The organism is Pseudomonas sp. I8001 (assembly GCF_013385345.1).
In the GTDB taxonomy this organism is placed as follows: domain Bacteria; phylum Pseudomonadota; class Gammaproteobacteria; order Pseudomonadales; family Pseudomonadaceae; genus Aquipseudomonas.
This window is the reverse complement of sequence record NZ_JACAQC010000024.1, coordinates 290,990-309,132: the sequence shown is the minus strand read 5'-3', so window position 1 is coordinate 309,132 and position 18,143 is coordinate 290,990. Positions and strand designations below refer to the sequence as shown.

Sequence of the window (18,143 nt, the reverse complement as noted above, 5' to 3'; positions counted from 1 at the left end):
ATGATTGGTGGGCATTGCGCCACTACACCGGAATCTGTCCTTCCTGCAATGGGCTTGAGTACGGCGTGAGGCTTAGGCTGCGATGGACTGCGCAGCGCTCGTGAATCCTGAACCGTTGGTGTATCCGGGACACTGCGGCGCTGGAATTGCGGTTGCTGCGCAGCCCATCGCAGCCTCTTTCTTACAGGCGGCGGGGCTGGATGCTGTAGGCGCAGCGCCGGTCCCCGGAAATCAAATGCTCGCGCCGCTCCACCACATTCTCATCGCCCAGGGCTGCCTGGAAGATCTGCAGTTCCGAGCGGCAGAACCCCTGGCATTTACGGGCGGCGACGCAGATCGGGCAGTGGTTCTCCACCAGCAGCCAGCCATCGTCCAGCGGCTCCATCTGCGCCATGTACCCGGCGCGTTCGCGAATCTGTACCAGGATCTCGACTTTCTCCCGCAAGGTCGACGCGGCGGAGCAGGCCTGGGTGTATTCGTGCCTGGCCGTCGCTTCCATGCTGGCGATGACTTTTTCCACGCCTTCGCTGCCAAAAATTCCTTCAATGGACTCGATCAGGTGCAACGTCAGTACGCTGTGGGAATCGGGGAATTTGCTTTGGGCGGTTTCGGTCAATGTCCACTTCAACGAGGGCCGGCCGGCACCCGAGATGGGGGCCGATACACCGACGATCAACTGCGCGACCTGCAACTTCTGGATTTGCTGGCGGGCGGCTTCGGAGGTGATTTCCAGCAGTGCAGCCAGGTCCGTGGTTTTCAGCGGGCCACGGGTCTTGAGCAGGAACAGAATGCGGTCCCCGGTGGATGCCTGGCTGTCGTCGGTGGGTGTGGCGTTCATAGATCGGGAATAACCATGGAAGTGACCGGCTCATTTGACCACAGCACGCATGTTGAGGCACCCCTTGATGCGCCTGAAGGTACGGTTCCAGTTGATTTGTATCGAAAGCATTCTGCTGGCCCATTACGCATTTTTCCCTCGCTACTATCGGCCGCCTGCCCAACCCACGAGGGAAAAGGAATGAGTGAGACCCCCGATAGCCTGAACACACCACCCGAGGGATACAGCGACTGGCTGTCCGATCTCAAGAGTCGAATCCACTGCGCCCAGCAACGCGCCACCCTGGCGGTAAACCGCGAGCTGGTGTTGCTGTATTGGCAAATCGGCCAGGATATTCTGACCCGGCAAGCGCGGCAGGGCTGGGGGACCAAGGTGATTGAGCGGCTGGCGCAGGATTTGCGTTCAGCGTTTCCGGAGATGAAGGGTTTTTCGCCGCGTAACCTGAAGTACATGCGTGCATTTGCGGAGGCGTGGCCGGACTCCGAATTTGTGCAACAGGCTGCTGCACAATTGCCCTGGGGCCATAACCTGGTGTTGCTGGACAGGCTGCCCGGGCCCGAAACCCGTCGCTGGTACGTTGCCCAGGCCATCGAGCACAACTGGTCGCGCAACATCCTGGTGATGCAAATCGAAGGTCGCCTGCTGGAACGCAGCGGCAACGCGGTCAGCAACTTTGACGGACTGCTGCCCGAGGCGCAATCCGACCTGGCTCGCGAATCACTTAAAGATCCTTACCGTTTCGACTTCCTGGGCCTGTCCCTTGACGCGCAGGAGCGTGAAATCGAAAACGCCCTGGTCAAACATGTCACCGATTTTCTGCTGGAGCTGGGCGCCGGTTTTGCCTTCGTGGGACGGCAAGTATTGCTGGACGTAGGGGGCGAGGAGTTTTTCGTCGACCTGCTGTTTTATCACCTCAAGCTGAGGTGCTACGTGGTCATCGAACTCAAGGCCGGCAAATTCAAACCCGACCATCTGGGGCAGCTGGGCTTTTACCTCGCGGCGGTAGATGCCCAGCTCAAGCACCCACAGGACAGCCCCACCATCGGCCTGCTGCTGTGCAAGAGCAAGAACGAAGTAGTGGCCGAATACGCCCTGCGTGACAGTTCGCGCCCCATTGGTGTTGCCGAGTATCAACTGGTGGAATCACTGCCTGCAGAGCTGCAAACCAGCCTGCCCAGCATCGAACAGATTGAACGTGAACTGGCAAGTGATCGCCCCTCCATGGCCAGTGCTTCGTAGTACTGTGCCGACAGGCTGGACATTGGCAATCGCGTCGGCACAATGAGCGCCTTGAAAGGAACTCACCCAAGGAAAGCCATGGCCCGCCGTATTCATTCTGCCTACCCAATGTGGTTGCTCGCTGGCGCGCTGATAGGCGCAGCGATGCCTGCCAGTGGCGCGTCCTTCGATTGTAAAAAGGCCTCCACCACGGTGGAAAAGGCCATTTGCGCCAGCCCTGAATTAAGCGAACTCGACACTACGCTGAGCGTTTACTACAGCCAGGCAATGGCCAAACTGGCACCCGACCAGCGCGACGAATTGCGCCGTGGCCAGCGCACGTGGTTGCAGACTCGCAACGCGTGTGCCGGTACCCCGGAACAATTGCCCGGCTGCCTGCAATCCCAACTGAGCCAGAGAGTGGTCGAGGTGGGAACCATCACCCACAAAGACACCGCAGCCCTTGACGCAATCATTGCCAGTATTCCGTACCATCCGGCCCAGGCAGCTGAAGGGCTTCGGCGCTACCCGATGAACGATCTGGCCGCCGCCTGGTTGGTCTACCTGCAGCGTTTTGAACCTGATAGTGGCGTTACGGAGAATGAGGCCGAGGAGAATCGCAAGCAGGTTCTCATAGCACTCAAGGAAGACAGTTTTCCCTGGTCGATCTGGCAGGACCTGCAGAATGATCCTGCTGTCAGCCGTGACCGGGTGATGTTGACCTTGCTGCGCATGATGATCGAGCGCCAACAGTATGAGATGTACGCCGACCAACGCCCGTATGTGCACTGCTTTGTCTTCAGCCGGCAGGGCGAGGTCGCGTATGAGTCGTTCGGATCGTTGTACGGCTCCACCCGCGACAGTTTTGCGCCGATCTGTGCCCCTCAGGGTGATCTGTTTGCACAGCCGGCCTGGAAGCGGCTGGACGATTCGTTTACCGAGCCTTTGTCCACTGCATCGCAGAACGAAGGCACCATCCGCTTTGCCAGCTACGCCGACTGGAACACGCTTTCCCTCAAGGCCACCGCGTCGCCTCGGCTGTTTCTCCAGCCAGGCACCGCAGCGCAGTCCCAGGACCCGGAATCAGCCCTGCGCAACTGGGGCGCGGATAAACAGTGGCCTGCCAGGCAACGCCAGCAAGCGCTGGCCGCCATTGAGCCCGCACGGCAAGCGACGAGTGACTGGCTGCAACGCGAGCGCGGCTTCTCTGCTGCTGATGCCAGGCAAGCAGCCCGGGAAATCGTTCGGCAGTGGATGAACCTGCGCCTGGACTTTATCGGCGGCCCCAGCGAGAACTAATCGGTCAACTGCCCGATTCTGGCACGGCCTTTTTGCCGGTCTTGGTACCGGGATGCTGGGTCGAGGTGCCTTTATGGCGCGTGCTCTTCACGGTTTTAGACGGCGCAGGTGCTTTCGTTTCAGCGTCCTTGTTGCCACTGCTGTCAGCCCCGGACGGGCTGCTGGGATAGGTGCCGGGCGGCAGTGCTGAGCCAGGAGCGCTGTTGCCGCTCAGGGCGGGCGCCTCGGGGGCAGTGTTGTCGCCGAAGGCCGCGTAGGCGGGTGCATACAGTACGAGCGCCAGGCTGGCGACAAGTACGATCCTTTGGGAAATGCTGGTCTTCATGACTCAATCCCTCGTGGCGATGGGGACCGAAGCCCGGAGCACATCCAGGCTTCGGCGACGCCTCAATCAAGACTTCTTGGAGCCTGGGGCGTGGCTATGAGCCCCGCCTTTCTTGCCGGCTTCAGACGCCTTTGCGCGGTCATTGGCGAAGTTGCCGCCTGAACCCTGGCCGCCGCTTTTACGGTTTGGGTCTTTCTGGTCTTTGTGACCAGCACCTGGGGTAGTTTTTCCACTATTAGCCATTTTGAAAACCCTCAATGATGAGCGAATCAATGGTGTTGCCTAATTGGGAATCCTCCAGCCAATTCAAAGTTTGAAATAGTTTCCAGGCATGCGACGAATGGACATCAAGCCGCCATTGGCTTCGCGCCGGGTGCTTTCTTGTGCGCGGCTTTCATCGCTTCCATCTCCGCGCCCAGCTCTTCCAGCAAGGCCTTGCCCAGCAGCTTCCTGGCCTGCGGGAACATCTCGCTTTCTTCTTCCTCGATGTGGTGTTCCAACAGTTCCTTGACGACTTTCACCCGGCCGGAAAACTCGGTGGTGGAGGGCGAAGTCTGCTTCAGGTCCGGAAGGACGAGGGAGTCGACAGTGCGATGTTCTTCCTTGGCCTCGTGGTACATGATTTCCTGATCCTTGCCGCCGGCCTTGCGAAAAGCCGGGTAGAGGATTTCTTCCTCAAGGCGGGTGTGGAGGCTGATTTCCATTTCCAGCTTGGCCAGGAGCTCAGTGCGCTTCTTTACGCCGCGCTCGGTTGATTCACTGAGTTGATTCAGGATGGCTTTGACGCGTTCGTGGTCGGCCTTGAGAAGATCAATGGCATTCATGGGTGACACCTCACGGGTAGCGAAAGGGCGGGTCGAATTGCCCGCCTGTGCAGACCTCTACAGCATGAGTTGTACCAAGTTGAACAAAATATTTATCTGCTTATAAAACAATAGGTTATGTGTGATAAAAAGCGGCTCTGGTCGTGCAGGTTGCACGGTCGAGTGGTGGCTTGCATGCATTAAACAATGCCTAGCCGCCGCTGACTTTCCAGTGCTTGATGTCGTCGGCAAACACGATCTGCTCGACCTCATGGGCAATCCCGTAGGCCAGTGACTCGTGGGCGGCGATGACTTTTTCCTCGGCCGAGAGGCACTTGAAAATATCCAGGTGGGTTTCGGCGCTGGCGGTTTCCAGTTCGTAGATTTTCACGTAGCGCGCCAGGTCGTTGTCCAGGCTCGACAGGTATTCCCGCAGGCGCTGGTGGTCTACCGAGTTCTGGTTGAAGTACCAGTTCATCGGATGGATCAGGAAGCGCGAGTGTGGCGTGGTGATCCGGCGGTTTGCCGCCAGGAACATGATGATGCCCATGGACTCGATATTGCCCGCATTGATCGCACACAACGGCACCGGCAGGGACTTGAGGAAGGTGTAGAGGGTAAAACCGAAATTGGTGCTGCCGCCGGTGGTCGACAGGTTCAACAGCAACGAACTGGCGCCTTGATCGATCGCGTCCAGGCAGCAATCACGAAAGCGCTCGGTAGTGCCCTGATCGATCTGGCAGTGAAAGTGGATGATGTGCTCGGTCATCCCGGGCCTCCAAGGGGTAAAAGGTAGTGTCCGTTTGAGTCTAGAAGGTTACGGCCCGTGTGCCGCAACCGTTGGGCGAGAGCCATCCGTTGCAATTTTAATGAACCCTCGGGCGCGTTGCTTGACCTAACGCATACGACCTCAGGAGGATGAATCATGCAAATCGAATATGTCTGGATTGGCTTGGCGGTGATTCTGGTGCTGCTGGAACTGTGGGCGATCAACAGCGTTCTGCGCAGTGGCAGTGGCTGGGAGACCAAGGGTTTATGGCTGGTGGTACTGATCTTCATGCCGCTGTTGGGGCTGATCCTCTGGGCGCTGTTTGGACCCAAGGGTGTGAACCGGGCGACACATGCCACTGAGCATGGCAAAGGCTAAGACAGAATCGAAAAAAAACAGGCGCCCGAGGGCGCCTGTTTGCATTGGCGGGCGTCAGGCCGCCAGTGTCTTGGCAATGGCCTCATTGAACGCCGGCAAATCGTCGGGCGTGCGCGAGGTTATCAGGGTCCAGCCATTGGCCGGGCATTCCTTCACCTGCGTATCCACCCAGTTTGCTGCGCCGGCATTGACCAGATCAATGCGCACGCTTTTGTAGGAGGTGAGGGTCTTGCCGCCGATCACGCCGGCATCAATCAGGGCCCAAGGGCCATGGCAGATGGCGGCGACAGTTTTCCCGGCCTTGACGAAATCATTGATCAGCCGCAAGGCATCCGCGTCCTGACGCAAGGTGTCGGCATTGACGGTGCCCCCGGGGATGACCAGTGCATCGAAGTCACTGCCGTGCAGGTCCGAGAGCTTGGCGTCGGACTCTACCGTCCTGTCTTTCTCGGTGTCCTGGAGAAAGGTCTGGGTGCTGCCACCTTTGCTGGAACCGTGGGTCACCGTGGCGCCGAAACCACGCAGGGCTTCCAGCGGCTTGAGCAACTCGTCGCGCTCGATACCGGTGTTGGAGGTGATGATCAGAATCTTCTTGCCGTGCAGTTGCGAACTCATGGTCGAGTGTCTCCTGAGTGGGTCAATGATTAATTGGCGTGCTGGGACTGCAACTCCTTGGCCATCTTCAGATGGGTTTCGAGAGTCGGCAGGGTCTTCTCGGCAAAAGCCTTCAGTTCGGCGTTATCCGAGGAGGCGGCTTCTTTTTTGAACAGGGCCACGGTGTCTTCGTGGGCCTTTACCTGGTTGTCGGCGTAAGCCTTGTCAAAGGACTCTTCACGGATTTCCAGGATCATTTTCTTGGCCTTGTCGGTGAGGCTGGCATCGTCGGGCACCTTGATGTCGAGCTTCGTCGCCAGGGCCGTCAGCTCCTGGTTGGCCTTGGTGTGGTCGGTGATCATGTGCTGGGCAAACGCCTTGATATCAGCGGCACCGCTCTTTTCCAGCGCCAGTTTGCCGGCTTCTACTTCGGTGATGCCGCCCTGGGCTGCGGCGTCAACGAAGTCATTGGAAGTGGCGGCCATGGCCACACCCATCGAGCCCGCGGCCAGCGCGAAGGTCAGTCCCATTTGTTTCATCAGCAAGTGCTTCATGATGCTTCTCCTGAAGAGTGGCGCGATGCCGTTACCTGACTGTTGAGGGGGGCCCAGCGCAAAAGGTTTAAATTAATTTGCTCTATTTTTCGGTGCATGCACCCGAGGCAATTTCCTTGAACTATCGAAAAACCTTGGGCTCTGCTGCATAACGGCTCCGCGCTGGAGCCTGGCCTTTGAACCGCAGGAGAATCCCCATGGGCACTGAAAAAACCGCCGACAAAACCCCTGATGCGATCAGCTCTGAACAGGCGCAGAAAGGTCGCCAGGCTGCCGACCAGGACAGCTCTTTACAGCGTCCCAATCCCAAGACAGAAACCATCGATAAGGTGATCACGCCGACGTCCATCAAGGACACACAACGGCAAACCGAGCAGATCAACGAGCAAGCCGCCAAGGCCGAGCGCAAGCTGGGTCGGTGAAGAACGGAGGCATTCATGGGGCGATCCATCAGCGCCGGGGAACTGGGTATTGAGCTCAAGCCCGGTGATGACAACGCACTGTTCAAGTGGTTTGTCGCCAGCTTCCTGATGGGCAAGCGCATTCAGGCGCAGATCGCGGCGCAGGCCTATCAGGTGATTGTGGTGAAGCATGGCCGGGACACCCCGCGCAAACTGCAACACTGCACCTCTCGCGAACTGGTGGCCATGCTCGGTGAGGCGCATTACGTGCGTTACGACGAAAGCACCGCGCAACGCCTGCTCGACCTCAGCAGCAAGTTGAATGCGGAGTACGCGGGCAGGATCAGCCATATCCACGATGCCAGTGCCGACCGTGGGGAGTTTGAAAAACGCTTGAATGCGTTCGAGGGCGTCGGGCCGAAGACGGTGGAGATTTTCATGAGGGATGCGGCGTCGGTGTTGTTCTGATGCCGATTTTTCTCGGTTGTGCAGGTTGGAGCTTGCCTCGTGAGCAATGGCCAAGATTTCCCCGGCAGGGCACTCATCTGCAACGTTATGCCGCGTGCTTGAATGCGGTTGAAATCAACAGCTCCTTCTACCGCCCCCATCGCCCGCAGACCTACGCACGATGGGCGCAGTCAGTGCCGTCGGGCTTTGGTTTTTCGGTCAAGGTGCCACGGCACATCACCCATGAATTACGTCTGCGTGACTGCGATACGGCATTGGATGAGTTCCTTGCACAGTGCCTGCAATTGGGCGACCGCCTGGGCTGCCTGCTGGTGCAATTGCCGCCTTCTTTAAGCTACGACCCGATCATTGCCGGCGGCTTTTTCACAGCCTTGCGTCAACGCTTCCCTGGTCCTGTGGTGCTTGAACCGCGGCACGCCAGTTGGGCGCAGGCCGACGGGCTATTGCGGGATTACCAGATAGGACGGGTCGCCGCCGACCCGCCGGTGATCGCTGATGGGGATGCACCGAAAGGCTGGCAAGGTGTGCGTTATTGGCGCCTGCATGGTTCGCCGCGTATCTATCACAGCGCTTACGAAACCGAGCGTTTGTGCGCGCTGGCCGAGGTATTGAGAGCCTCCCTGGAGGAGGGCATTCCGACCTGGTGTATTTTCGATAATACGGCCAGCGGTCATGCGCTGGTCGATGCGCTTGCCCTTCAAGCGATGCTTGCCCCTCAGGCATCCACTTGCATCACCTCCAGCCCCAGGCATTCATAAGCCTCGACGCTGCCCGGCGGCACGTGCCACTCGGTAATCAGGGTATGAATGCGGCTGCACGGTGCCACTACGAATGGCTCCACGGCGCCCAGCTTGTCGGCCAGGGTGACGGCCACCACGTGGGAGGCGCTGTCGAGCATAGCCCGTTTCACCGCCACTTCCTCGAAGTGCAACGAGCTGATACCGACCTGTGGATGCAGTGCGCACACACCCGTGAACAGCAGGTCGGCCTTGATGCCCTGGATCAGCCGCAATGCTTCATGCCCGCTGGCGGCCATGGTCACCGGGTTGAGTTGGCCACCGGCAAGGATCACCGTCACATTGGGATGTTCGGACAACGCGATGGCAATCATCGGTGAGTGCGTGACGGCGGTCAGCTTGATGGAATGCGGTAGTGACTGGGCGATTTGCAGCGTGGTGGTACCGGAGTCGAACAGCACGATCTGGCCGTCCTCCACGCGATCGGCGGCGAGTTGCGCCAGGTGGCGTTTGGTCGCGGTGGTTTCGCCAAACCGGGTGAAGAAATCCTTGCCGGTGTCCTTGGGCCGTGGCAGCGCACCTCCATGCACGCGTTGCAGCAGACCGGCGGAGGCGAGTTCGCCAAGGTCGCGGCGAATGGTGTCCTGGGAAACGGCGAAATGTTCGACCAGTTCCGAGGCGGTGACCTTGCCGTCGCGCTCCAGCAGCAACAGGATTTTTTGTTTGCGCAGGGAGGGCAGGTCGATGGCAGCATGGGTGTTATGCATGTTTTTGCTCGTTGATGCGTGTTTATGCGAGATTAATCAGCATTAGGCGCAAACGCAATGGGTTGGGGTGTCGGTGATGCCCTGCCGAGTGAGCTGAGCACCATGGAAAAACCACACCCGGTCCGGTACCAAACCCCATGGTTTCGATTCGCGAGGTGATGCAGGAGATTTTGCTGCCGCCAAGCTTTCCAACAGGGCATTACTGAGCAAAAAAATCGTAAAAAAATAAAAAGAGTTGTCCACGAAAACCGTGGGTATCTCTGTGGATAACTTCGCTTGAGCCCGGCGGGTATGGCGATTTAACCTGCGGTTAATATTTGATCAGTCACTGTTTATGGCCAGCATGGGCAGGCTTTGCGCCTTGACAGGCACCGGCGAAACCGGTGCCGAAATGCAGATTTACGAGTCGTTTGGGCGCCCGGTGGAGGGCCCGGCAACCTGAGTGGCGCGCTTCGATTGCATCAGGCTGTCCAACGCCTGGCGATAACTGCTGCCGGCCAGTCGCATGCTGTCGTTATGAGTGGCACCGGGTACCAGCAACAGGTGTTTCGGCTGTTGTGCGGCGTCAAACAGTTGCTGGCTGAAGCGCGGTGGCACGAAGGCATCGGCGAGCCCGTGAACCACCAGCAGCGGCATGTGGATATCAGCGATCTTGTCAATGGAATCGAACTTCTGCGACAGCAGCCAGCGCACCGGCAATGACGTATTGGCTACCGCCGTGGCCACATCTGCCAGGGAGGTGAAGGTGGACTCGATGACCAGTCCGCGCACTGGCGGCGGCACCTGATTGTTCGCTGCCTGCTTGCCCAGTTCCACCGCGAGGTCGATGGCCACCGCGCCACCCAGGGAGTGCCCGTAGATGAGGCGCTTGGCAGGATCGGGTTGCAGCACCTGGAAGCGTTCCCAGGCAATGCGCGCGTCTTCGTACACGCTGGTTTCCGACGGCAGGTCGCCTCGACTCTGGCCGAAGCCGCGGTAGTCGATGGCCAGTACGGAAAAGCCCAGGGCCCGCAGCTGTTCGATGCGAAACAGTTGGCCAGTGAGGTTCCAGCGCACGCCGTGCAGGTAGAGAATTGCTGGCGCGTCCTTCTGTGCCGCTGGCCACCACCAGCCATGAATATTCTGCCCTGCCTTGAAACTCGCGGGTTTCAGGTCGAATTCCTGCACATCACGCGGCAACCCGCTGTACCAGCTGGCAGTGCCCGGCTCCACGCGAAACAGCAACTCGCGTTCCTTGTGTTGCAGCACGGCGCAACCCACGGGCAGGCCGATGATCAGGGCGGCCATGCACAGCAGGGGAAACCAGCGCAGGCCGAGACGGGACAGAAAACGTGAAGACATGAAGGTTCCAGGACACAGGCGAAGCACGGGTTTTAACAGATGCCCTGGCCGCGCAGGAAATATTCAGACGGTCGTCACCGGACATTGCTTGCAAAGTATTACATCGCCTCGTCCAGCAGAGAAAAGAAGTGCCCGGCCAAGGGGGAAGAATTGCTGGTGTTCCAGTTGAGGTAGAGCCCGATGCTGGAGGGCGCGGCGGTGAGGGGCACAAACGCCACCTTGTCACGGGGCATCGAACGGGCAATGGACTGCGGCACCAGCGCCACACCAAACCCGCACGCCACCAGGCCAATCAGGGTGGGTAATTGATCGGCTTCCTGGACCACCCTTGGAGAGAAGCCCGCGGCCTCGCATAAAGCGATCAACTGGTGGTGATAGCCACTGCCCAATGCCTGGGGCGTGAACACAAAATCGGCGCCGGCAAAGTCCTTCAGCTCGATAGCGGCGTCATCCGCATTCGGATGGTCTGCGGGCAGCGCCAGCAGGATCGGTTCATCCAGCAGCAGCCGGGATTCGATGTTATCTGCCTGGCCTGGCAGGTAGCGCAAAAAAGCGATATCGGTATCACCACTCAACAAGGCCTTGGCCTGGTTGGCAGAGGGCATTTCCTTGATCACCAACTGAACCCTGGGGAACGCCAGGCGAAACTGCCTGAGGGTATCCAGCAACCACGGATAGCCGGTGATCGACACCGAGGTGATGGTGAGCGTGCCGGCGGTTCCCTGGGACACCTGCCGGGCTTGCTCAATGCCTTGCTGCAATTGCCCGAGGACGGTGTAGGCCGTCTGAAGAAACGCCGCCCCGGCTGGCAGCAGCTTCACGCCACGACGGTCACGCTGCAGCAGGGCAAACCCCAACTTTGCCTCCAGGCGATTGATCGCCTGGCTCAACGCTGGCTGCGCCATATGCAGGCGCTCCGCGGCCTGGTGAAAGTGCAGCGCTTCGGCAACGGCAACGAACTGGCGCAACAGGCGGGTTTCGATCATCTGGGCTGTTCCTTCAGGTAGATGGCGGTGTGGGGCTTGATACGGCGCAGGTATCAATATCGCTGTTTTTCAGTATTAAACAGGACGGCCACGGGTTGTTAGGGTGGAGTGCCTATCAGGAGAACGCGACGATGGACTTTACAGGTAAAACCGCAATCGTGACCGGTGCCGCCCGTGGCTTGGGGTTCAGCTATGCGCGCGAGTTGGCGCGACTCGGCGCGCAGGTGGTAATCAGTGATGTCGGTGCCGACACCCTCGGCGATGGGGCTGATCCCCAGGTGGTACAGGCGGCCGCGCTGGCGCTGCAGGGTGAAGGCCTGCGGGTGGTTGGCCACGCGGGTGACCTGTCCGGCGAAGCGGGGTGTCGAGCGCTGATCGAGTGCGCCATCACGCATTTCGGGCAGCTCGATATCCTGATCCACAATGCTGGCTGGGTCGGCTATCAGCCCATCGAGGCCGCAGACGAGGCTTTCATCCGGCGGGCCATGGACGTCAATGTCTATGCACCGATCTGGCTGTGCAAACACGCGTGGCAGCACCTCACGCGATCTGCCGCACCCCGCATTGTGCTGACCACCTCCGACCGTGCGATGTATACGCGCTACGTCCAGCCGGGCCTGGCGGCCTACAGCGCGGGGAAGATGGCGCAACTGGGGATCATGAATGCCTTGAGCGGGGAAGGGGCGGAGGCCGGGATCCTGGTCAATGCCATCTCACCCGTGGCCAAGACCCGCATGTGGGGCGTGACCGGCGAGCCGAACAACCTCAAGCCGGAATGGGTCACGCCTGGGGTGATCTTCCTGGCTTCGGCAGCGTGCCAGGACAGCGGCTATATCCTGCGTGCCAGCAACGGTCAGTTCACCGCCACGCGGTTCGCTGAAAATCCGGGGGTCGAGTATCCGGTTGACCTGGCGCGGGTCAACGCCTCGGACGCTGCGCAAGTCGCCGCGTCATGGCAAGCCATCAAGGACTGTTGACGGTCACGCCAGGTAAAGCGTCAGGCCCTGAGCTTCGTAGGGTTGCAGCAGGGCACGCGGCGTACTGGCCAATGCGACGATCGCGCTGACGTGTGTCAGCTCCACCACTTGGTAGGGCGACGCGGTGTTAAGCTTTTCCGAGGTGGCCAGCACGATGGTTTCTGCGGCCGCGTGACACAACGCGCGCTTGACCACTGCCTCTTCATAATCGCCGGTAGACAGGCCGGCATTCGGGTGCACGCTGCACACCCCCATGAAATACAGGTCGGCATTGACCCGGCCGATGGCCTCCAGCGTGGCCGCCCCCACCCCCACCAGTGAGTGGCGAAACAGCCGCCCGCCGAGCATGATCACTTCAATCTGCGGATGATCCACCAGGGCCATCGCAATCGACGGGCTGTGGGTGACCACGGTGGCATTCAGTTCCGCCGGCAAGTGATGGGCCAGTTGCAGGCACGTGGTACCGCCATCGATAAACACCACCTGGCCGGGCTGCACAAGTTGCGCAGCCGTCCGGCCAATGGCGATTTTTTCCTCCGGTACCAAGTGTTCCCGAACCGAAAAATCAGCCATCGCGGGGGGTGCCGGCAAGGCGCCGCCGTGCACCCGCAGCAGCAAACCTTCCTTGGCCATTTCCCGCAGGTCACGCCGAATCGTGTCCTCGGAAACCTCCAGTGCCTGGCTCAACTCCTTGGCAATCAGCCGGCCGTCGCGGCGCAGCGTATCCAGCAGGTGTTGTTTACGTTGTTGGGTCAGCATCGGAAGCTTCCTGCACGTTTTTTCTTGACTGTGCACGATTTTGCACGACATGCTGAATAACACAAGACAAAAAGGTCCTGCCATGGAAAACAGTCCCGTCCGCATCCACGCCGAAGAACTGCTCTCGGATAATTGGTATGTGCTGAAAAAGTACACCTTTGACCTGCGCCGCCGCGACGGCAGTTGGCAGTCCCAGACCCGCGAGATCTATGACCGGGGCAATGGCGCGACGATCCTGCTGTACAACCGCGAGCGGCGCACGGTGTTGCTGATTCGCCAGTTCCGCATGCCTACCTACGTTAACGGCTACCACGGTTACCTGATCGAGTCTGCCGCCGGCCTGCTGGACAACGCCAGCCCCGAGGAACGCATTCGCCTGGAGGCGGAAGAAGAGACGGGCTACCGTGTGGGCCATGTAGAAAAGATCTATTCGGCCTTCATGAGCCCGGGCTCGGTGACCGAGCGCATTCACTTTTTCATCGGCGAATATCAGCCTGGCGACCGAGTCAGTGATGGCGGTGGGCTGGAGGATGAAGGTGAGGATATCGAAGTGCTGGAGTTGGGATTCGAGGAGGCCCTGGGTATGGTGGACAGTGCCGAGATCGTCGACGGCAAGACCATCATGTTGTTGCAGTACCTTGAATTGCGGATGTTGAAAGAGGGCTGGTGATGTCGCGTCGGTTATCGCTTGCGCTGGCGGTGTTGCTGGCGGGATGCAGTGGTGTGAGTGCTGCGCAAACGCCCGTCGGTGATGGTGGTGTTCCCGCGTTCTATACCTGGGCGGACAAGGTGCCCGCGTCACCCGGGCGGATGCTGCGCAGCGAGCCGTTGACCGAACAGCAAAGCCTGGCCGAGGCGGGGCAGAATATTCGCATCCTGTACACGTCCACCGACGGTCTCGATACCCATAAACGGATTGTCGTTTCCGGTGCGCTGTTCCTGCCCAAGGGCACACCGCCGCCGGGTGGCTGGCCGCTGATGGCGTGGGCCCACGGCACGGTGGGGAGTGCCGATATCTGCGCGCCGTCGTTCGCCGGTCGCAGCCCTCGGGATACGCGCTATCTCAATTATTGGCTGGCTCAGGGCTACGCGATTGTCGCTACCGATTACCAGGGGCTTGGGACGCCTGGCCTGCATCCGTATGGGCTGACCAGTCCGCTGGCCTATGGGGTGCTCGACAGCATTCGCGCGGTAGGGGCGGGTGGTTTCGAACTCTCCAAACGTGTGGTGGTGTTTGGGCAGTCACAGGGTGGCCGTGCTGCGTTTGCCACGGCGGTCTATGCGAAAGACTATGCGCCCGAGTTGGATATCGTGGGGGTGGTGGCGACCGGTACGCCTTACGCGGCCACCCATAAAACGGGAGGCAGTGCCGAGTTGGAAAAGGCCCGCAGTTCGGTGGTGCCGACCTTTGCCTATAACTTGCTGCGGCTGAGTACTGTCACGTTGTTTGATCCTGGGTTTGTGGCTGCGGATTACTTGAGCGAGCGTGCAGTGCCTGCGTTTGAGAGCAGCCGGCGGGATTGTTTGCATGCCATTGAGCAGCGGGTGATGGCTGATGGGCTCAGCTTCAATGACAGTTTCAAGCGGTCGCCGAAAGAGGCGCTCGACAAGGTTTATCGTGAGTCGGCGTATCCGACGTTGAAGACGGATATTCCGGTTTTTGTCGGTACGGGGGGGCGGGATCAGGATGTGTTTGTGCCTGGGCAAAAGGCGCTGGTCAGGGATGCGTGCAAGGTCGGGGACCGGATTGAATGGCATTTTTATCCTGAGCTGGATCACTCCGCTACGGTCAATGGTTCGCTCGTGGACTCGACGCCGTTTGTGCGTAAGGCGTTTGCGGGGGAGGTGATTGGTGGGAATTGTGGGGGGTAGCTTTTTGGGGAGGTATATCCGTTATTCAGGTAACGGCGGCTTATGGTTTCGCTCTTACAGCGAGTCACTTTGGAAAAGCCGGAATGCCGGCCCAGCCCGAAGTAAGTAAAGGGAGCTGCCTCCGCCGCTTTATGTGGGAGCGGGCTTGCTCGCGAAAAACCTGAGAGCGCCACGTTGAATCAGGATACCCACGTCATCGTTAACGACCTTCGCGAGCAAGCTCGCTCCCACATTTGGACCGTGTCCGCCTTTGATTTTGCGGTTGCTTCACCCCACTCAAGCCGGCTGGTAGGCCGCTGTGAGAGCGCAACCCAATAGCGGCCATAACCGCAGCAACGGATATGCCCCCAACCCCATCACCCCAATTTCACATTCATGATAATCCGCGCGGTAAACACCAATTTCCCCTCCGCATCCAGCATCTCCACCGGCACCACTTTGTCACCCGCCGTTTGCCAGTCGATACCTTCGCCATTGGCCGTCGCCGTCACGCTGCTCTTGGCCTTGGCCAGATACTCCACCGTCATCCCCTTGGGAATCCACCGCGCACCCGCCGGCACGGAAACGTCCGTCATGGTTCCCGCCGCCAACTCCGCAGCGTTGCACATGGCAATGGCGTGCACCGTGCCCAGGTGGTTGGTGATGGCCTTGCTGAACGGCACTTCCACCGAGGCAAACCCCGGACGCAACTGGGTCATCAACGGATTGATGGTGCTGAAGTAGGGCGCCATCTGGCACGCCAGTTTGCTGAACGCTTCGGGGCCAACGCTGTTGAACATGCTCAGGGCCTGACTCATGGTGCTGCCTCGCTGATTAAATGAATTTTACGGAATCTTGTTCCGTTACAGAATAATATTCTGTAACGGAACAGTATTCTGCCCATGGGAAATCTGTCAAGCTGCCTGGGCTTGTTCTTCTTCACTGACTGAGTTCCTGTTCAGCATGCAAACCCCGGATCTGCTTCAGCGTTGCTTCCCTGGCCGAAGGGCCGAATTGAAGCGCGATATCTTCAAGGCAGCCCTGGACCTGTTCAACGAGCAGGGCCTTGAAGCCACCACCATCGAGATGATCCGCGCGCGCTGCGATACCAGCGTCGGCGCCATTTATCATCACTTCGGCAACAAGGAAGGCCTAGTCGCCGCGCTGTTTTTTACCGCGCTGGAGGATCAGGCCGAATTGCGTGGGCGCTACCTTGAATCGGCCAAAACGGCGAAGGAGGGGGTGTACGCACTGGTCCACAGCTATGTCGATTGGGTGGACAGCGAACCGCAGTGGGCGCGCTTTCAGTACCACGCGCATTTCGCGGTGACCAAGGGCCCGTTCGCCGCTGAACTGGAAAGCCGCAACCAGGCGCGCAACGCGTTGCTGAAGGAATGGATGGTGCTGCCTGGACGGGTTGATCAGCTCAGCCAGGTGCCCGCCGAACTCTTGCCATCACTGATCATCGGCCAGGCCGACAGCTACTGCCGTGCCTGGCTGGCCGGGCGCTCGGCCAGCAGCCCTCGGGTGTACCGGGAAACCCTGGCCGAGGCAGCGTGGCGCTCGGTAGGCGGCGCTTAGGGCGTCGCGTGCATCACGCACAGGGTGCGGGCGTTATCGCCACCCGATAGCGCTCGTCAAAATCATCCGCCAACTGTGCCAGCGTCACCTCTCCCAAACGCTGCAGCAGCAACGCCTGGGCATCGTCAAACGCCTGGTTCAGCGCCGCATTGACGGCCTGTTCCACCAGGCATTGCGGATGATCGGTGGACAGGCCGACGGCAAAGATCGACGACGTGCCAAGGGCATTGTGGATGTCCAGCAGGGTGATTTCACTCAGCGGCTTGCCCAGCATCCAGCCGCCCTGATGGCCTTTTTCCGAACGCACATAACCTTTCTCCTTGAGCAGGCCCAGGGTGCGGCGTACCACCACCGCGTTGGTACCAAGCATCTGCGCGATGGTCTCCGAGGTGGCGCGTTCCTCGTGGCGGCCCATGTGGATCAGCACATGGAGCATGCGCGAAAGCCGGGTGTCGTTTCTCATCTGCAAGCCTCTGGATTTCCTGCCCGAAAGTATCGTTCGTAACGATTGGAGTTGCGAGACGCTTGACGAGGTATTTTTATGTAACTTATGGTGTGTCGTGAGTGCCCGGCAACCGATGCAAGGGCCACCAGAGAGGTCATCTTCATGGTTTACGACGTGATTATCGTGGGCGGCAGCTACGCCGGAATGTCTGCCGGGCTGCAACTGGCGCGGGCTCGGCGCAAGGTGCTGGTGATTGACGCCGGGCAGCGGCGCAACCGGTTTGCGGCCACGTCCCACGGTTTCCTCAGCCAGGATGGCCTGCCGCCGGAGCTGATCGCTGCCGAAGGGCGAGGGCAGTTGATGGAATATCCGACGGTGACCTGGGTGCAGGACACCGCCGTTGAAGCGATTCGAAACCAGGATGGCTTCGTGGTGCAAACCCGTTGCAACGGTGAGTTCAACGCTAAACGCTTGATCCTCGCTACCGGCGTGGTGGATGAGTTACCCGAGGTCGAGGGGTTGAAGGAGCGCTGGGGCAAGCATGTGTTCCATTGCCCGTATTGCCACGGCTATGAACTGGATCAAGGCCGCATCGGCGTGCTGGCGACGTCGCCACTGGCCATGCATCACGCGATGCTGCTGCCGGACTGGGGCACCACCACGCTCTTTACCAACGGCGCATTTGTGCCGGATGCCGAGCAGCAGGCGCAACTGGATCGGCGCGGGGTCAGCGTCGAAAGCTCGGCGGTGCGGCGGATTGTCGGTGAGCGGGCGGATGTGGAATTGGCAGACGGGCGGATGATCGCGCTGGACGGTATTTTCACCCTGTCCCGTACGCGCATGGCCAGCCCATTGGCCGAGCAGTTGGGCTGTGAGTTTGTCGAAGGGCCGACCGGGCCCTACCTGCTGACCAACGAGACGCGCCAGACCACCGTGCCCGGTGTGTTTGCCTGCGGCGATGCCAACCTGGCCGGCGGCTCGGTGGCGCTGGCGGTCGGCGAGGGTGTGCGCGCCGGGGTGGGCGCGCACTTTTCGATGATCTTCAACTGAGG

Annotated in this window: 24 protein-coding genes; 11 read left to right on the top strand and 13 right to left on the bottom strand. The window is 59.9% G+C overall.

All coding sequences use genetic code 11. The features are described from left to right. Nucleotides 1–181: 181 nt before the first annotated feature. Nucleotides 182–838, bottom strand: coding sequence for a metalloregulator ArsR/SmtB family transcription factor (locus HX839_RS18155; protein WP_003207391.1), 657 nt, complete (start codon nucleotides 836–838; stop codon nucleotides 182–184). Between the two features lie 180 nt (nucleotides 839–1,018). On the opposite strand from HX839_RS18155, the gene HX839_RS18150 reads away from it, so the two are divergent. Both HX839_RS18150 and HX839_RS18145 read left to right on the top strand, forming a co-directional pair. Next, nucleotides 1,019–2,077, top strand: a complete 1,059-nt coding sequence (locus tag HX839_RS18150; RefSeq protein ID WP_177067484.1) for a YhcG family protein — start codon at nucleotides 1,019–1,021, stop codon at nucleotides 2,075–2,077. 78 nt (nucleotides 2,078–2,155) lie between these two features. Continuing rightward, nucleotides 2,156–3,355 (top strand): lysozyme inhibitor LprI family protein, encoded by a 1,200-nt coding sequence (locus HX839_RS18145; RefSeq protein WP_177067483.1) that lies wholly within the window; start codon nucleotides 2,156–2,158, stop codon nucleotides 3,353–3,355. Between the two features lie 4 nt (nucleotides 3,356–3,359). On the opposite strand, the gene HX839_RS18140 is transcribed toward HX839_RS18145, so the two are convergent. The 4 genes from HX839_RS18140 to HX839_RS18125 all read right to left on the bottom strand — a co-directional run bounded on the left by HX839_RS18140 (nucleotide 3,360) and on the right by HX839_RS18125 (nucleotide 5,252). Continuing rightward, on the bottom strand, nucleotides 3,360–3,680 hold the full coding sequence (locus tag HX839_RS18140; RefSeq protein WP_177067482.1) for a hypothetical protein: 321 nt from the start codon (nucleotides 3,678–3,680) through the stop codon (nucleotides 3,360–3,362). Nucleotides 3,681–3,746: 66 nt separating this feature from the next. Then, on the bottom strand, nucleotides 3,747–3,923 hold the full coding sequence (locus tag HX839_RS31890; protein ID WP_177067481.1) for a KGG domain-containing protein: 177 nt from the start codon (nucleotides 3,921–3,923) through the stop codon (nucleotides 3,747–3,749). 104 nt (nucleotides 3,924–4,027) lie between these two features. Next, complete coding sequence (locus HX839_RS18130) at nucleotides 4,028–4,504, bottom strand: hemerythrin domain-containing protein (protein WP_008435010.1); 477 nt, start codon at nucleotides 4,502–4,504, stop codon at nucleotides 4,028–4,030. A gap of 190 nt (nucleotides 4,505–4,694) precedes the next feature. Then, nucleotides 4,695–5,252, bottom strand: coding sequence for an ATP-dependent Clp protease proteolytic subunit (locus HX839_RS18125; protein WP_008435011.1), 558 nt, complete (start codon nucleotides 5,250–5,252; stop codon nucleotides 4,695–4,697). Nucleotides 5,253–5,408: 156 nt separating this feature from the next. Here HX839_RS18125 and HX839_RS18120 point away from each other — a divergent pair, with 156 nt between their 5' ends. Continuing rightward, nucleotides 5,409–5,630 (top strand): PLD nuclease N-terminal domain-containing protein, encoded by a 222-nt coding sequence (locus HX839_RS18120; protein ID WP_003207401.1) that lies wholly within the window; start codon nucleotides 5,409–5,411, stop codon nucleotides 5,628–5,630. 54 nt (nucleotides 5,631–5,684) lie between these two features. On the opposite strand, the gene HX839_RS18115 is transcribed toward HX839_RS18120, so the two are convergent. Together HX839_RS18115 and HX839_RS18110 are read right to left on the bottom strand one after the other, a co-directional pair. Beyond that, nucleotides 5,685–6,245: a type 1 glutamine amidotransferase domain-containing protein gene (locus tag HX839_RS18115; protein WP_177067480.1), complete on the bottom strand. Its 561-nt coding sequence runs from the start codon at nucleotides 6,243–6,245 to the stop codon at nucleotides 5,685–5,687. A 29-nt stretch (nucleotides 6,246–6,274) separates the two neighbouring features. Then, complete coding sequence (locus tag HX839_RS18110; protein WP_003207404.1) at nucleotides 6,275–6,778, bottom strand: DUF4142 domain-containing protein; 504 nt, start codon at nucleotides 6,776–6,778, stop codon at nucleotides 6,275–6,277. Nucleotides 6,779–6,975: 197 nt separating this feature from the next. On the opposite strand from HX839_RS18110, the gene HX839_RS18105 reads away from it, so the two are divergent. The 3 genes from HX839_RS18105 to HX839_RS18095 are packed head-to-tail and all read left to right on the top strand — an operon-like array spanning nucleotide 6,976 to nucleotide 8,405. Next, entirely contained in the window at nucleotides 6,976–7,200 is a 225-nt protein-coding gene (locus tag HX839_RS18105; RefSeq protein ID WP_102368862.1) for a hypothetical protein, read from the top strand. A gap of 15 nt (nucleotides 7,201–7,215) precedes the next feature. Beyond that, the gene (locus HX839_RS18100) at nucleotides 7,216–7,647 is read left to right on the top strand and encodes a hypothetical protein (protein ID WP_003207407.1); all 432 of its coding nucleotides are present in this window, start codon (nucleotides 7,216–7,218) and stop codon (nucleotides 7,645–7,647) included. Further along, nucleotides 7,647–8,405: a DUF72 domain-containing protein gene (locus HX839_RS18095; RefSeq protein WP_177054333.1), complete on the top strand. Its 759-nt coding sequence runs from the start codon at nucleotides 7,647–7,649 to the stop codon at nucleotides 8,403–8,405. The genes HX839_RS18100 and HX839_RS18095 overlap by 1 nt, the downstream gene beginning before the upstream one ends. On the opposite strand, the gene HX839_RS18090 is transcribed toward HX839_RS18095, so the two are convergent. The 3 genes from HX839_RS18090 to HX839_RS18080 all read right to left on the bottom strand — a co-directional run bounded on the left by HX839_RS18090 (nucleotide 8,363) and on the right by HX839_RS18080 (nucleotide 11,478). Further along, a complete protein-coding gene (locus HX839_RS18090; protein ID WP_177067479.1) occupies nucleotides 8,363–9,151 on the bottom strand; it encodes a DeoR/GlpR family DNA-binding transcription regulator in 789 nt (262 codons plus the stop codon). The two genes, HX839_RS18095 and HX839_RS18090, sit on opposite strands and share 43 nt — an antisense overlap. 399 nt (nucleotides 9,152–9,550) lie before the next feature. Next, the gene (locus HX839_RS18085; protein WP_003207412.1) at nucleotides 9,551–10,492 is read right to left on the bottom strand and encodes an alpha/beta hydrolase; all 942 of its coding nucleotides are present in this window, start codon (nucleotides 10,490–10,492) and stop codon (nucleotides 9,551–9,553) included. Nucleotides 10,493–10,590: 98 nt separating this feature from the next. Continuing rightward, complete coding sequence (locus HX839_RS18080; RefSeq protein ID WP_177067478.1) at nucleotides 10,591–11,478, bottom strand: LysR family transcriptional regulator; 888 nt, start codon at nucleotides 11,476–11,478, stop codon at nucleotides 10,591–10,593. Nucleotides 11,479–11,609: 131 nt separating this feature from the next. Between HX839_RS18080 and HX839_RS18075 the strand changes: the two genes are divergently transcribed. Further along, the gene (locus tag HX839_RS18075) at nucleotides 11,610–12,455 is read left to right on the top strand and encodes an SDR family NAD(P)-dependent oxidoreductase (RefSeq protein ID WP_177067477.1); all 846 of its coding nucleotides are present in this window, start codon (nucleotides 11,610–11,612) and stop codon (nucleotides 12,453–12,455) included. Between the two features lie 3 nt (nucleotides 12,456–12,458). Here the strand turns inward: HX839_RS18075 and HX839_RS18070 are convergent, their stop codons facing one another. Then, the gene (locus tag HX839_RS18070; protein WP_177067476.1) at nucleotides 12,459–13,214 is read right to left on the bottom strand and encodes a DeoR/GlpR family DNA-binding transcription regulator; all 756 of its coding nucleotides are present in this window, start codon (nucleotides 13,212–13,214) and stop codon (nucleotides 12,459–12,461) included. 82 nt (nucleotides 13,215–13,296) lie between these two features. Between HX839_RS18070 and nudK the strand changes: the two genes are divergently transcribed. Both nudK and HX839_RS18060 read left to right on the top strand, forming a co-directional pair. After that, a complete protein-coding gene (gene nudK, locus HX839_RS18065; RefSeq protein WP_003207421.1) occupies nucleotides 13,297–13,884 on the top strand; it encodes a GDP-mannose pyrophosphatase NudK in 588 nt (195 codons plus the stop codon). Continuing rightward, a complete protein-coding gene (locus tag HX839_RS18060; RefSeq protein WP_177067475.1) occupies nucleotides 13,884–15,086 on the top strand; it encodes a lipase family protein in 1,203 nt (400 codons plus the stop codon). The genes nudK and HX839_RS18060 overlap by 1 nt, the downstream gene beginning before the upstream one ends. A gap of 356 nt (nucleotides 15,087–15,442) precedes the next feature. Here the strand turns inward: HX839_RS18060 and HX839_RS18055 are convergent, their stop codons facing one another. After that, entirely contained in the window at nucleotides 15,443–15,883 is a 441-nt protein-coding gene (locus tag HX839_RS18055) for a hotdog fold domain-containing protein (RefSeq protein ID WP_008435232.1), read from the bottom strand. Between the two features lie 145 nt (nucleotides 15,884–16,028). On the opposite strand from HX839_RS18055, the gene HX839_RS18050 reads away from it, so the two are divergent. After that, nucleotides 16,029–16,646, top strand: coding sequence for a TetR/AcrR family transcriptional regulator (locus HX839_RS18050; protein WP_177067474.1), 618 nt, complete (start codon nucleotides 16,029–16,031; stop codon nucleotides 16,644–16,646). Between the two features lie 13 nt (nucleotides 16,647–16,659). Here HX839_RS18050 and HX839_RS18045 read toward each other — a convergent pair whose 3' ends face one another. Then, nucleotides 16,660–17,109: an Rrf2 family transcriptional regulator gene (locus HX839_RS18045; RefSeq protein ID WP_008435227.1), complete on the bottom strand. Its 450-nt coding sequence runs from the start codon at nucleotides 17,107–17,109 to the stop codon at nucleotides 16,660–16,662. A 144-nt stretch (nucleotides 17,110–17,253) separates the two neighbouring features. On the opposite strand from HX839_RS18045, the gene HX839_RS18040 reads away from it, so the two are divergent. Further along, nucleotides 17,254–18,141: an NAD(P)/FAD-dependent oxidoreductase gene (locus tag HX839_RS18040; protein ID WP_177067473.1), complete on the top strand. Its 888-nt coding sequence runs from the start codon at nucleotides 17,254–17,256 to the stop codon at nucleotides 18,139–18,141. The last annotated feature ends 2 nt before the right edge of the window (nucleotides 18,142–18,143 follow it).